The organism is Bacillus sp. MD-5 (genome assembly GCF_002201875.1).
Lineage (GTDB): Bacteria > Bacillota > Bacilli > Bacillales > Bacillaceae > Bacillus > Bacillus stercoris.
In genome coordinates this window covers 551035-567351 of record NZ_CP021911.1, presented here as the reverse complement: position 1 = coordinate 567351, position 16317 = coordinate 551035, and the positions used below count along the sequence as shown (strand labels likewise).

3 protein-coding genes are annotated in these 16317 nt (G+C 46.0%); all 3 read right to left on the bottom strand.

All coding sequences use genetic code 11. The annotated features are described in order from the left end of the window. Positions 1 to 13: 13 nt before the first annotated feature. From CDO84_RS02710 to CDO84_RS02700, 3 genes are read right to left on the bottom strand one after another with little or no spacing between them, the layout of a single operon-like run. Positions 14 to 4537: a type I polyketide synthase gene (locus CDO84_RS02710; protein ID WP_040083939.1), complete on the bottom strand. Its 4524-nt coding sequence runs from the start codon at positions 4535 to 4537 to the stop codon at positions 14 to 16. Further along, positions 4530 to 7199, bottom strand: coding sequence for a non-ribosomal peptide synthetase (locus tag CDO84_RS02705; RefSeq protein ID WP_040083940.1), 2670 nt, complete (start codon positions 7197 to 7199; stop codon positions 4530 to 4532). Before CDO84_RS02705 ends, CDO84_RS02710 begins: the two co-directional genes overlap by 8 nt. 19 nt (positions 7200 to 7218) lie before the next feature. Then, positions 7219 to 16317 carry a hybrid non-ribosomal peptide synthetase/type I polyketide synthase gene (locus tag CDO84_RS02700; protein WP_040083941.1) on the bottom strand — a complete coding sequence of 3033 codons (9099 nt, stop codon included), beginning with the start codon at positions 16315 to 16317 and terminating at the stop codon, positions 7219 to 7221.

Sequence of the window (16317 nt, the reverse complement as noted above, 5' to 3'; positions counted from 1 at the left end):
ATCAGCCTCCCATCTATTTTCGTCTCATTCGCTGTTTTCGCCGGTTTTTCCCTTCATTTATGGCTTTTTGGCGATCTGGCTCTATTCCTTTTATGTGTAAGTCATCACCGCTTTGCTGTGCTTTGACGGCTTCGGTTAATGCTGCAACCGTCGGGTGGGCATACATCATCACAACCGGGATATCCACACCGAGCTCGTTTTTGATTCTCCCGCTCACCTGAAGCAGATCAAGTGAAGAGGCTCCTAATTCAAAGAAATTCATATTTACATCTGTCTCAGCATGAAAATAATCCTTAAAAATATTCATTAATCTTTCTTCAAGTGTATCCAGGCGGTCTTTTGTCAGCACATGCGCAGCGGTTTGTCTGTCCTCTTTCACATAGCTGTCTTTTATTCGTTTGTTTACGTCCTGCAGTGAAATTAGGACTTGCGGGTAGCGCAGCTGCAAAGCTCTCATAAATGCTTTCGCACCTTGAGCCGGCAGGATTCCTTGTTGCTCTCCCTCGTCCGCTATCTTCGAAAGAATGGCTGCCGTTTCTGATTCATATGCCATTCCTACTTGTTCCCAACGGTCCCAGTTAACCGACACCATGTTTTCGCCTTCTTTTCGGCATGCGTGAGCATAGCTGTCCAAGAATGCGTTTGATGCAGCGTAGCCGACTTGGCCTCCCGCTCCTAAAAATGAAACAAGAGAGGAACAAATGATGAAGAAGTCCGGCTGTTTGTTTTTAAGCGCTTTTCTTAACAGAGCGGTTCCTGTTATTTTGGCTTTTGCCATCTGCCTCTCATCGTCTGGTGTCCTTGCGTGAATCACTTTGCCATCAGGAATGCCCGCTGCATGAATAACGCCGTGAATGGCTTGTCCAAAACGAGATTCTGCCGTTTGCAAGGCTTTTTGAAGCTCTGCCTCATCTGAAATATCCGCCTGTAATACCAACACCTCGGCTCCAGCCTTCTTGAGCTCTTCAACAGCTTTGAGTTTTTTGATTGCATCGTCATTTGCTATTAGTTTATCGGGCAGTCCTGTCCGGCTTAGCAGCACAAGCTTTGCTTGAACTGTTTCAGCTAAATGAGATGCAAGAGATAATCCGATCCCGCCAAGGCCGCCTGTAATGATATAAACTCCTTTTTGCCTGAGATTGCTGGCCATATCAATCTCATCTTGCTTGCCCGGCTGCTTCGCCTGCCGAATCCATCTGCTGTTTCCGCGATAAGCCACAATAGGCTGATCATCCTCTTTTTTAAGTTCATAAGAAATCATTTCAGGCCAGTTTGATTGACCGTGCCGCGGGTCCGGACAAAGATCAACAGCTTTACAGCTGATCTGCTGATACTCTAGCGGAATGGTCAAACAGACTCCGGTCAGCGCAGCCTGATGAGGCTGAAGCTCCTCCATTCCCGTCACATCGTGAGCTTGATTGGTCACTACGGTCATGCTGAATCTTTTGTTGCTCTCTGTTCCAAGTAAACGGACAAGATCAAGGAGGGGAAGATAACCGGCTATTGTGCGCTCTGCAAGATCTCCATCACGACAATCACAGTCTTGCAGCCGCATCCAGATGATTTCATCAGGGATAAACCCCCTTGCATTCAGTTCATCCAGCAGCTTCCGAAAGTGGGCCGTATCCCGATGGTTTACCGTAAACGTGTTTTTGTCCATTTCCGCAAAGCAATCACCTGGCAGGACAGACACGGCTTCCGCTTGCTGCTTTAGGAGATATTGGCTGACATTATTGTTTTCTTCAAAGACAAGTATCCTTTTTCCTTGATGAGTGAATGTCTCATTGGCTGGTTCCATTCGTTCCCAATGCGGGACGGAAAACCACTTATCAAAAGGAAGCTGTTCTTCACTGGAGGCAATGTTTAATTTCAATTCGTTTTTGATCTTTTCTTCCATGCCGCCCTGAGCTGGTTGCGGATCGGGAAATACTTGATGCTCAAAAGGATAAGTCGGAAGCGGGACCCTTTCATATGAGCCCCCCTGGCGAAAGTGCTCCCAGTTCATGTTTACACCATGCGTCCAAAGCCTGCCGATGCGGTTTAACAGATAGACACGATCAGACGATACTTCCTTTGGATGCCTGATGATATTAACCGCAGCATGTTGCTCCGTCATAAAACCCTCATGTTTTCTCACAAACTGCGTCAACGTGTTCCCTGGCCCGATCTCAACAAATACAACATTACTCATTTGTAAAAGCGTGCTCAGCCCTGAATGAAAATCAACCTTTTCCGTGATTTGCGAAGCCCAGTATTTCGGATCTACGGCCTGATCTGCTTGTATCCAATCGCCTGTCACATTTGAAATAAACGGAAGGTCTGGTGCTTGGAATTCTATCTCTTGCAGAATATCAGCAAAACGAGATGCTGCCGGCTTCATCATGCTTGAATGAAACGCATGGGACGTTTTTAAGTGCTGAATGGCCACTCCTTTCGACTGAAGGCGAGCGGCAAAAGCATTGATTGGCTCCATAAGGCCTGATACAACCGATAAATCAGAGCTGTTTGAAGCCGATAGCTCAACCCCTTCTGTCAATTCCATTTCTGTCTCTACGCCGGGCAGTCTGACGCTCAACATTTCTCCCTCCGGCATTTCCTGCATCAATCGGCCTCTCATCACAACCATATGAAGAGCGTCTTCCAATGAACAAATGCCTGACAGACAGGCTGCCGTTAATTCCCCTATGCTGTGGCCAATCATGTATTGCGGTTTTAACCCCTTTTTGATTAAGAAGGACGCCAGCGCATATTCAAAAGAAAATAAAATAGGCTGCGTATACGAGGTTTCATGGATAAGCTGTTCAGCTTCCTCGCTTTCTGCCTCATTATTCGGAAACATAATGCTTCTAATATTGAGTCCTTCCTCAGTTTGCAGAATGTCAAAACAGCGGTGCAGCTCCTCCTGGAATATGGGTTCTTGTTCATACAATTGTTTCCCCATATTGACGTATTGAGAGCCTTGGCCGGAAAACATAAAGACAACGGCCGGCTTCTCCAGCGCTTTTGAAGTACTTGCCATATCGCTTGTTATCCCTAAAGGGCCAGCCGTAAACGCTTGACGATACTGAAAATGCCTGCGGCCCTCTTGCAGTGTGTATGAAACGTCTTGGAGCGGCACCTCTTCATTCTCTTTTATAAATCGCTTGACCTGATCCGCGGCCTTCTTTGCCGCTTTTTCAGAACGGGCAGAAATAAGCATAAGGCAGTCTTCATGATCCTCTTGATGACGTCTTTCCTTCATCGGCGGCTCTTCCATCACAACATGAACATTCGTGCCGCCGATCCCAAAGGAACTGACGCCCGCTCGAAACACCCGGTCAGCTACTGTCCATTGCTTTGCGGATGTGCTGACATAAAAAGGAGTGTTTTCAAAATCAATTTTAGGATTAGGCTTTTTGTAATGAAGGCTTGGCGGCAGAGTTCTCGCTTTGAGACTCAGCGCCGTTTTAATAAACCCCGCAATACCCGCGGCGGAATCCAAATGACCGATATTTGTTTTAACAGAGCCGATTGCGCAGTATTGCTTCTTTTCAGTTTGAAACGCTTGTGTTAGCGCCTCTATTTCAACCGGGTCTCCTAACGAGGTGCCCGTGCCGTGCGCTTCGACATAAGAAATACTTTCGGGCTCTACACGGCTGATGTTCAGCGCTTTTCTAATGACATCGGCCTGCCCTTCGATACTTGGCGCGGTGTAACCGACTTTACGGCTGCCGTCATTGTTATATGCGGAACCTTTAATGACAGCGTAAATATGATCTTGATCCTTCAGCGCCTGCTTTAAGGTCTTCAGCACTACAACACCGCAGCCCTCTCCCCCGACTGTCCCATTGGCTTCCGCGTCAAATGCGCGGCAGCGGCCGTCCGGCGACATAATCATTCCTTCTTGATACATATAGCCCTTTTTGTGGGGGCAAGTCACCGTTACACCTCCGGCCAGCGCCATTTTGCAGTCGCCGGTAAGCAAAGCTCTGGACGCGAGATGCACCGCCGTCAGAGAAGATGAACAGGCTGTATCCACCGCGATACTCGGCCCTTTCAAATTTAATTTATAAGAAACTTGTGTATTCATAAAATCCTTGTCCGTCAACTGAACAGCAGCAAACTGTTCAGAAGAACTGCTATTTCTCAGCAGCATTGAACTTGCCTGCCAGTACAAATTCGCAGACGCAGCGCCGAATAAGCCGATAGGCTGTGAATAGGTTTCGGGATTGTAGCCGGCGTTTTCAAGAGATTCCCACGCAACTTCATGAAACATGCGCACTTGCGGGTCCATTACCTCAGCTTCTCGCTGTGAGTAGCCGAAAAACGCCGCGTCAAAGTGGTCATGCCGGTCTACTTTTCCTTTGGCTCTGACATAATTCTCATGATCGAGCTGTTCTTTAGGCACACCGGCTTCCATAAGCTCTTCTTTTGAGAAAAATGTGATGGATTCCGTGCCCGTTTTCATATTCTCCCAAAACTCTTCAATATTTTTGGCTCCGGGGAAACGGCAAGCCATTCCGATAACCGCTATTTCTAAGCCTGTTGTTTTACTCATCAGAAATCCCGCCTAACAGTTGTGCGACATTTTCTAAATCTTCCGCTGCCTCTTCCTCACTTTCTGCATTTGCCTGACAACCCTCAGACTCCGCTTGCCGGCTGAGCTGGGCAGCTATTGCCGAAACAGATGTATACTGAAACAGCTGAACAACAGACAGCTCTTGTCCAAACTGCTCTTTCAATTTGTTCGATAGTTCTACGATATGAAATGAGTTTCCGCCGATATCAAAGAAGTTATCTTCCATGCTGATATCAGATTCAGGTATATTCAGAATGCCGGCAAAAATGGAAACCAGCTTTTTTTCAGTTTCATTGTGCGGTTTTATGACCTGCTCGTCAGATTCAGGCTCTTCAAAGGGGTCTGGGAGTGCCTTGAGATCAAGCTTCCCTGACAGGTTCATTGGAAATGAGTCCACGCGGATGAATCGTCTCGGAATCATATAACCCGGCAGCTTTTCTCCTAAAAACCCTCTCATTTTTCGAGCTTTCAGTTTTTGATCGGAAATGAGATACGCCACAAGAAACGGATCATCTGATTCCTTTTGAACTGGAATAATCACCGCATCATGAACGATTTGTCCCGGCTCCCGGTAATCAAGCAAGGCTTTTCTAATCTCATCAAGCTCTATTCTGAATCCTCTTATTTTTACTTGATCATCATACCTGCCAAAAAATTCGATGAAGCCGTCACTACGCCATCTCGCCAAGTCACCGGTATGATAAAGCTTGCCGGCAGGAATATGCTGCGGTTCTGTAAATTTTTCTGCCGTCAGCTCTGGCTGACGGATATATCCTCTTGCCACCCCGTCTCCGGCAATGCACAGTTCTCCGTATACGCCGATGGGCACAGGCTGTCCGCAATGATCCAAAATATAAATCTGTTCATTCGGCATCGGCCTGCCAATCGGTACGACGGGTTCATTCCAAGAATCAGGTATGGTAAAAGCCGCTGATTGTACAGCGCATTCCGTCGGACCGTAATTATTTGTCATCACCGGCTTACCCGCACGAAACGTTTGTAAATATTGCTGAACCAATTGGGGCGGCAGCATTTCGCCGCCAGCCATTATTAACTTCAATTCGTCAACGTGATGCGGCTCTTTCTCAGCGGCTTTGATCATGAGGCGCAAATGAGAGGGTGTCGCATCTGAAATATGAATGCGGTTCTCCTCATAAAAAGACCACAGCTGCTTTCCATCCATCCTTGCATGATCTGGCGCAATATATAAGGTGTGTCCAAGAAGCACTGCCGGAAATATCGTTTGCACGGATGCGTCAAAAATATGTGAAGCAAGCATGCCGATACGGAGGTGCTCGTGTGAAAATGGCTGAAAATGAAGGCTGTCTATGCCATATACTAAATTGATGACTTGACGATGCTCCACCATCACGCCTTTCGGTTTTCCTGTTGTCCCTGATGTATACAGCACATAAGCGAGATTTTCAGGAGACGGCAGGCGCCCATGCTCCGCCGCCCCTTCAAATTTCATCATTTCCTCTATACATAAGCTTTTTTGATTCTCAGCAGAAGTGCCATGACCCTTGTTCGTGATCACAAACCGCGCCCCGCTGTTTGTCAGCATATAATCCATCCGTTCGGACGGCATATTTACATCTATCGGCAAATAAGGACAACCTGCTTTCAATATGCCTAATATGCCGATAACCATTTCTGCCGAGCGATGAACCATCAGCCCCACAGGCTCCTCATGACAAACGCCTTCTTTTGTCAAAAAAGCTGCAATCCGATCTGACAATTCATCAGCCTCACCGTATGTGAAGCTGACATCTTCATACACGATTGCAGGCTGATCAAGTTTGAGAGCTGCCTGTTCTTTGAAGAGATCGACAATCGATTTTTCCTTCGGGTATGGTTGATTTGTGTGATTAAATGTCGTGATGACTCTCTCTCTCTCCTCATGAGAAAGTAACTGCAGCTCAGAGACCAGAGTCTCAGGCGCCGACAAAGCCTGATCTGCCAGCATGCAAAAATGGCTGGCTATCCGTTCAGCAGTATCGAATGTGTAATGCTTCAAATTCCAGCTCAGCTTTCCAGTCAATCTCCCTTCATCACACTGAATGGAGAGCAATAGATTCGTGTCCAGCGCATTCAATGACACCGGCTGCTGGAGATCATTCACAGCAAGGGAGATGCCGAAGCGGGGCTCCCCTTTTTTATGCAAAGGATGAAGCTCATCCAATAGGATTTTCACAGGATAATTTTGATGGGCATACACTTCTTGAAAAGCTTGTTTCACATGCTCTAGACAGTCTCTGAAACTCATAGAAGGATTGATTTTCACCAGCAGCGGAAGAAGATCATTGATCACCGGCTGTGTTCCCCGCTGTCTCAACACAGGGGCCGACGCCATGATATCCGTTCTTCCATCGTACCTGTGCAGCAATGTGACTGCCGCAGTCATCAAAATCATAAACATACGCAAATCTGAAGCTCCTGATGCCTTTAAGATGGCCTTTTCCAGCTGAGCCGGGAATGAAAAAGGTATTGAAGCTTCTTCATCGTTTTGATCAAGAAGCTGTGAATCATAAGGAAAACGGCAGTCCGACGGGATTTGAGTTAATACAGAAGTCCAATATTGCCGCTCCTTCACTTTTTCAAGAGCTGCGGTTTTCAATTGAAAGACATCGGTTTGGTTCATTGTTATTCACCTATTTCTGCTAGATTTTCAGATCGTCTAGTTCCAGCAACGATACCTTTTCTAAATCATTGATGCCTGAAGTCAGGTCAATATCCTTGAGAGCGGTTTGCTTACAATCAATTACGGCTGACAGCACCTTTTTAATCCCTTTCGCAATGCCTTCAATCGTTTCTCTTGTAAACAGCTCAGTGCTGTATTCAATGACAGAAGATAAACCGTTTTCGTCTTCTGAAGCGATCCAAAGCAAATCAAACCGGGAAACCGCTGTTTCATATTCATAGTCGGTTAGTGTGATCCCGTCTACCTCTAAAGAAGGCTGGCTTAGATTTTGCAGAGCAAAAACGGTATCAAAAATATGATTCCTATTTAACGTCCTATCTAACTTCAAGTCTTGAACCATATGTTCATACTGATAATCTTGATGATCAAAGTCATCAATCACCAGCTGCTTGACATGGTGCAGGAATTGAGTGAACGTCATCTCTTTTTTCGGATAAAACCGAAGCGGAAGCATGTTAACGAAGATACCGATGATCCTCTGCAGCTCCTCCTGCCTTCTCCCCGCAACCGGAACGCCGACTACAATGTCGGACTGTCCAGTGAGCTTGTGCAACAGGACTTGATAGATTGATAAAAGTCCCATAAACAGCGTGGCGTCTTCATCGGCCATAATGGCTTTAAACGCCTCAAGCTCTTTTTTGCTTACATCAAAACGATAATGGGCGCCGGCAAAGCTTTTGACATCAGGTCTCCGGTAATCAGCCGGCAGCTGAAGCTCACGGAAGCCGTCAAGCCGTTTCAGCCAATATGTTTTCACCTCATTCAGGTCATCAGACTGAAGCATCTGATTCTGCCATTCTGAGAAATCTTTATATTGCAGTTCAAGCGGTGCAAGCTCTTTGCCGTCATATAGATCCATAAACTCGCTGACCAAGATATCCTGAGATAGACCGTCAGAAATAATATGGTGCATATCGAGCATCAGAATATACTCGTTTTCAGAGTTCTTCATCACACCAGCTCTCATCAAGGGTGCCTGATCAAGCTGGAACGGCTTTAAAAAGCTGCTGATGACTTCTTGTTCTTTTTCGTTTTGCCCTTCCTGGCCTGCCAAATGGGATAGGTCAAAAAAGTCTGCATGAAATTCCGCATGCTCAGCTATGCACTGCATAGGAACACCGTCTATTGCTTTAAAGGATGTTCTTAAACTCTCATGACGATGAATCAATTGCCGGAACGCATTCTCCAGCCTTTGCATATCAAGCTTTCCTGCAATCCTTCCGGCAGTGAACTCATTGTAGCCAGTGCTTGTTTGATCTAACTGCTGAACAAGATAAAGCCGTTTTTGCGCTGAGGACAGCGGATAATAATCCTGTTTTTCAGCTTTTTCTATCTTTCTGTAAATCTTCTTGTCGGCTTGGCTGATAAATTCGGCCATCTGCCTGATCGTCGGAATGTTAAAGAAATCCGGCAGCGCAATTTCCACATTGAACGCTTGATGAATAATGGAAATGAAAGTAATCGCCTTTAAAGAATCACCGCCCATCTCAAAGAAATCATCGTCTATGCCGATTTGATCAATTTTGAAAAATGACTGCCAATGAACAAGGAGTTCTTTCTCCATATCAGTTACTGGTTCAACATATTCAGCGGTAAGCTCTGGCCGCCCGTACAGCGAAACGTCCTCTTCTTGCTGTTCATCGCTAGGCTGGTGCAGACGATTCACATATTTTTGTATCCTCTCCTGTAGATCCGTGGCAGACACGACAATCTGATCCATATGATCAAATGTGAAAATTCTCTCGAAAACCTCTCTGCCCTCATGCGCACGAATCAGGGTATTTTCTAAATCCCCTCCGACTGGAATATCCGGTTTTTTGCCGTCTTCAAATTCCCAGCCGTCTAAATTTAGGGCTGTCCACTGAACAGGATGCTGCGCATTATGTTGATATACAAAGGCATCAACAAAATGGTTAACTGCAGTATAGGCGGTAAATCCAAGTCCTCCCAATATCGGAGACAAGGACGAAATCAAAAAGCAGAAATCAAGCGGCCGATCGTCCAACACTTTTTCTAATACCGCAACGCCTGTCATTTTTGCTTGAATGTGAGCATTCGAAAAACTTCTATCCGTTTGCTCCATCATCCTAAATGATTGTTCGCCTGTTATTCCAGCTGCATAAATTACGCCATGTATGGAGCCGTACTTATGTTCAGCCGCATGAACCAGTTCAGACATATCCGCTTCACGGCTTGCATCCGCAGCAACAGCAATAACTTCCGCGCCTGTTTGTTCTATCTCATATATTGATTTTATTTTTTTAACAGTTGGATCATCCTCAGCATGCGTGCTGATTAAGGACTCCCATTCACTCCGCGGCGGAAGGCCGGAACGGCTTGTCAGAATAAGCTTTCCTTTTGTTTTCTCAGCAATGGTTTTTGCAGCATGTAAACCGATGAAGCCCAGCCCGCCAATCAGAATATATACGCCTCCGGGACGAAGGTGCCCTTGCGATGATTCTGCAGGCACTGCTTTGTGAATAAAATTCCTGGTGTACCTTTTATTATTTCTGTAAACCGTTAGGAGATTGCCTGATTCGGTCATCAGCTCAGATCTGATGAGTCCCAGCAGCTTGTCTTCTTTCCAGGAATCTTCTTTCTGCCTGTCTATATCAATCACTCGATAGCGAAGGAACGGTGTTTCCTGAGATATGACCATACTCGGCCCCAGATGTACGGCTTTCTCTGGATATAACGTTTCTTCTCCGCCAAGCTGATACGTAAGGGACGATAATACAAAGATCGAAATTTCCTGGTTTGTTCCTTTCTTTTTCAATGCTTGCCCTAAGTAAAGCAACGAGTAATAGGATTCGTTTTGGATCTGCTCAATCCACTCGGCAGCAGCGGTTTCATTCTTCTCTGCCAGCCCCCAGAGGTGCAAAATCCGGCTGTACTGAATCTTTTCCTTCTCCAACACTTCAAAGAGACGGCAGTAATCTTCCGCAGAGTCTGGGCGAAGTGTGTACACTCCTTTTTCAACCTGCTGAAAGTTATGCCCTTTTTTAACGATGACACAAGAAGCACAGGCAGATTGCATCCCCTGAATAAGCTTATGTGAAAAATCGCCATCCTCCATGAAGACAAGCAAACGTTGTTCCGCCGCTTCAATCTCTCGGGAAATCGGCAGGATTTCTTTTTCCCATTGCGGCAGATAAAACCAATCCTGAAGCGGGAGCTTTCCTCCGGAATGTTTATTGCCTTTTCCGCTGGCAGTATGCTTCCGTTTGGGCCAAAAGGATTCCTTTTCAAAAGGATATTGCGGCATTGTAATTTTTTCAGGATTTCTGCCCTCATGCAGCCCGCGCCAATCAATGACTGCGCCATACATCCACAGCGTGCCAATTCTGCTGAGTAAAAATTGGACATCCGACATATTCTGCCTGCTGTGTTTCAGCACATTGCAAACATGCTGGCGCATCTCATCGTTAATCGATCTCTTCACCAGCACACTTAAATCTTGTCCCGGGCCGATTTCGATAAAAATAGCATGCTCCTGCTTCGTTAACACGCCAATCCCCTCAGCAAAACGAACAGTCTCAGTCATGTGCCGCTTCCAATAGTCATAGTCCGCAGCTTCTTCATCCGCTATCCAGTCTCCCGTTAAATTCGAGAAGAAGGGAACACCCGGTTTTTGATAAGAAATGTTCTTAGCCATGTTTCCAAATCGTTCAGCGGCGGAAGCCATGACGTGCGAGTGGGCAGCAATTGAGCCTTTTACTCTCATGCAAAGCACTTTTTTTGCTTTTAACTGTTCTTCAAACGCTGAAATGTCAGACTCAAGCCCCGACACAATGCAAGAAGCGTCATTCACAACAGCCAATGAAATGCAATCGGGGAGAATCGCTTTCAGTTCTTCCTCTGGCATTGGCACGCTTAACATGATGCCTGACGGCGCTTCGTGCATCGCTTGTCCACGCAAGCTGATCAGCTTGATGGCATCACTGAGCGTAAACACTCCCGATACCGCGGCAGCCGTTAGTTCACCAAAGCTGTAGCCGATCATAGCCCATGGCCGCAGCCCCCACTTCATCAATAAAAGTGACAGCGCATATTCCAGCATAAAAATAGCCGGCTGGGCATATTTCGTCTCTTGAAGCTTTATCGCGGCAGCTTCTTCATCCTGCTGATCAGGGTATAGAATATTCTCAAGCCTCTCACCAGTCGCTTCATAGAATTCTTGAAAACAGTGATCCATCGTCTCTTTGAAAAACGGCTCCTCCGTGTATAAATCCCTGCCCATGTTCACGTATTGACTGCCTTGGCCTGTGAACATGAAGATCAATTTTTTCTCCTTTTTTTCCTGAATCCGCGACATTCGACTGAGTCCCCTGTCCTTTTTCTCGGAAAGCAGTCGGATGACATCCTGCCTGTCCTTTGCCACAAACATTTGCCTATAATCAAAGTGCTGTCTTCCGGCCTGAAGTGTATAGGCGGCGTCTGCTGCATTAAGTTCAGAGTTCGTTTCCATGTGTTCGAGCAAAAGGTCTTTCGTTTTCTCTAAAGCATTCATCGTTTTTGCTGAAAGAGGAAACAGCTGATACGAACGCGTATGTTTTTCACGTTCACTGACAGGCGCTTCCTCCAGAATCACATGGGCATTTGTGCCGCCCATACCGAATGAGCTCACGCCTGCACGTCTCGGAGCATTTGTTTTCTTCCACGTCCGGAGCGTGTCATTGACAAGGAAAGGACTGTTTTCAAAATCAATATTGGGATTTGCTTCTTTAAAATGAAGACTAGGCACAAGTTGTTGATGCTTCAAAGATAGAACTGTTTTAATGAGACCCGCCGCGCCTGCAGCAGCATCAAGGTGTCCGATATTCGTTTTTACGGAACCGATCCGGCAAAACGCGGTTTTATTCGTTTGAAACGCTTTAGTTAAGGCCTCAATTTCAATTGGATCTCCGAGAGCTGTACCTGTCCCGTGGGTTTCCACATAGCTGATGGTTTCCGGCTCAATCCCCGCATCAGCAATCGCCTCTCTTATAACCTCTGTCTGGCCTTCCACACTCGGCGCATTAAAGCCTACCTTTTGGTCACCGTCATTGTTGACCGCAGATCCTTTTACAACCGCGTATATCCTATCACCGTCAGCCAACGCGCGGCTCAACGATTTCACTGCGACAAATCCGACTCCGTCGCCTCCAACAGTGCCTTTCGCGTCTTTATCAAAGGCTCGGCAATGGCCGTCTGGCGATTTCACCATATTCTCTTGATAGATGTAGCCTGACTTAACCGGGTGGAGAATGGACACACCTCCTGCGAGAGCGATATCGGATTCTCCATTCAGCACTGATTTGCAAGCCAAATGCAGCGCGACCAAGGAGGTTGAACAAGCGGTCTGCAAGGTAATGGCTGGACCTTTCAGATTAAGTTTATGAGCAACCCGCGTGCTGATTGTATAGGTATCATTTAAAGAGCCGATTTCAAACAGCTCTGACATCCTGCCGTCTAATGAGTCAGCGAAATGCTGGAGCCATTGAAAATTTGAGGTTGTTCCTGTAAACAAACCGATTTTCCCTTCATATTCAGCTGAAACACACCCTGCGTCCTCCAGCGTTTTCCATACATACTCATGAAGAAGGCGGATTTGCGGGTCCATGACCTCTGCCTGCCCCGGTGAATAGCCAAAGAAAGAGGCATCAAATAAATCAGGGCCGTCGATGATTCCTTTCGCCCTTACATAATCACTTCTCATAAATGTTTGTTCATCAATGCCCGCCGCAAACAGCTCTTCATCAGTGAAAAAAGAGATAGATTCCTTGCCGTTTTTCAGATTATGCCAAAATTCATCTATGTTTTTAGCACCGGGGAAACGCCCGGCCATCCCGATGATGGCGATGCTGTCATTTGAAGGAGCCTTCCTTTTTGATATGAATGATGCTTTCTTTTTTGATTGCCCTTCATCCTGGCCTGATAAGAATTCAGCAAGCAACTGAACTGTTGGACGGCGGAACATCTCAACCATAGGAATACTTTTTCCCGTTTCCTTAGAAAGCTGCTGATTAACTTGGATCAAATGCAGGGAAGTGCCGCCGATTTCAAAAAATTTATCGTGAACATTGATGCTGTCTTGACCAAGTACACGTTTCCAAACCTCCAGCACCATCTTTTCTGTTTCAGAAGCCGGGGCCTCCATAAGCACCTTCCGTTTTGTCTCTGCGGCAAGCTCGGGCAGTGCTTTTTTATCCAGTTTTCCATTAGCCGTCAGCGGCATCTCATCCATCACAATAAATCGGGATGGAATCATATATTCCGGCAAATGACGGCGCAGGTATTCACGCAGCTGCTTTTCATCAATCGTCTCATCAGTGAAAAGATAAGCAGCCAGGCACGGTGTCTGGGACGCGTCCTTCTTCACGACAGCCGCCGCCCCTTTGATCCGTCCGTACCGGCAGAGCCAATGTTCAATCTCCCCGCTCTCAATCCGATAGCCCCTAAGTTTGATTTGGTCATCATTTCTGCCTAAAAATTGAATGGTTCCATCTGGTAAAAAGCGGGCTGCGTCTCCTGTTTTATACATTTTTTCTCCGGGCTTAAAAGGATGTGCCACAAATCGCTCTGCCGTCAGTTCCTTCCGGCCTAAGTAGCCTTCTGCTACTCCTTTTCCGGCAATATAGAGTTCTCCCGCTGCTCCTCGGGGCAGCAGATTCATATGTGAATCAAGAATGTATATATCAGTATGTGCTGCAGGCCGGCCGATCGGCACATACAGATCCTTATCCATTTCAGATGAGTAGCGGTGAATCATGCAGCCGACTACCGTTTCCGTCGGTCCGTATTCGTTAAAAATTTCAATTTTCCCATCGAAGTTTTGTTCAATTTTCGCCGCAAGGGAGGTTTCTAATTGCTCTCCCCCCAGTATCAGGCACTCCATGACACTGTCCTGAAACGGCATCTCAGAAATGAAATGAAGATGGGACGGCGTTAACTTCATAACGTGGGCCCGATTATCTTTCAGTATTTGTTCCACAAGAAGCTGCTTGTTTTTATCCTGGTACACAATAATTGCGTTTCCGGTTATAAGCGGGGTAAAGATAGAAGTTACTGTTAAATCAAAAGATAAAGACGTATAAAGGGCAAAATCTCTTTTATGGCCTCTTACATATTGCTCGGCGGCCCAGGAAACATAATTTTCAAGACCCAGATGCTTAACAAGCACCCCTTTTGGCCTGCCTGTTGTTCCAGAGGTATATATGCAATACGCAATGTCTTGCGGACCGTATTGTTTCACCAGATTGCTGTCGTTTCCTTGATAAAGGTTCTGATCGGTAATATCTATTTTCACACCGTCGTACGAGTAAACCAGCCCATCGATATCCTCTGTCAGCAGCAGGTTTATCCCGCTGTCCTGAAGAAGATATTCAATTCTTTCCGGCGGATAATCGGGATCAACCGGAACATAAGCGCCGCCCGCTTTTAATACAGCGAGACAAGCGATCACCATTTCAATTGAATGTTCTGTTAAAATACCGACTCTTTGTGCAGGTCTGACTCCCTGACCTTCTAAAAAACGGGCAAGCTGATTCACTTTTTTATTTAATTGATCATAGGTCAGGGACTCCGAGCGAAACTCCACAGCAAGAGCGTCCGGCGTCTTTGCTGTCTGCCGTTCAAACAAATCAATAACAGTCTCATGTTCGTTGCCGGTCATACCTTTATAGTTGCAAAACTCTTCAAGCTGATAATGCACTTCATCTTCGGAAAGCATATTCAAGCGGTGCACAGATCTGTCTGCCGGATTGTCAATCACTTCCGATAACAGGTTGAGAAAATGATCCCCAAGCTGCTTCACTTGAAGAGCAGACATAGCATCAGGATTGTAGATAAAAGAAAAATGAATATGTTCATCAAAAGCTTGTACACTCAATGTCAAATCAAACTCAGTTTGCTCAAACATGTCATATTGTTCGATTGAAAGAGGAAGACTGTTTGACTTAAGCATTTGATCAAGCGGATAATTTTCAATCACGACAATCGTGTCAAATAATGACTGCTCAGCCGTCAGACCCGCATATGTTTTTAAATCAGACAGCGGTGTATGTTCATATTCACTTCTTTTGGCAATCTGCTCATGCGCAAGCTGAATCACATCTAAAGGCGTGGATTGAGGCGCAAAGCGAAGACGAAGCGGAATGGTGTTAATAAACAGCCCCGTCATTTGTTCTATTCCCGGTACATCCGCGCTTCTTCCTGAAACGGTTGTCCCGAACACCACTTCTTCTTGATCAGAATACTTCTTTAGCAGCAGCCCCCACACACTATATAAAATGGAAGCAAGCGTAACTTGCCGTTCAGCAGCGAGTGAGCGCAGAGCCTTTCCTGCTGAAACCGGAAGCTGTATCTCATGTTTAGAAAAAATAGCATTTCGCTTCCCTGGCCTTTCTGTATTCGGCAGCAATTGCACAGGCTCCCAGTCTTTCAATAACCCTTTCCAAAATGACGCCTGGCTGTCTTTTGTTTTACGCTGCTGTCCCTGCTGCCATTTCACAAATGCTTGATATGACGGTTTTTGAGAAACAACAGGTGTTTGACCCATGGATAACGCTTGATATGACTCCATCCACTCTTTGAGGACAATCCCCATGCTCCAGCCGTCCATCAAGATATGATGAAAGCTGATCATCATCCAGATCCCGTTTTCTTCTGTTTGATAAAGTGTGACACGAAAAGGGACTTCCTGAAGCTGAAACGGCTCTTTCCGATCACGGGCCGCAAGCTCCTCCTTCAGCTTATCCTGAGAAATCCCTTTCTCGAACGGGATGCTCTGATAACGGATATCTATATTATGATGCTTTAATATCACTTGAATTGGCTTAGCTGTTTCCTTCCACCTAAACACCGTCCGCAGCATTTCATTTTGCTGAACCGTTTGCTGCCATGCTTTTTCAAAAAGATCACGTGCTGGTTCACTCTCTAGTTTTATCAGCATTTGTTCAAAATAGGCATTGCCTTCCGGCTCCATTAAATGATGAAAAAGCAGACCTTCCTGAATGGTTGTCAGTCCGAGAATGTTGGCTATGTTATTTTTATCTATTTTCTTCATTTGCTCACTCAC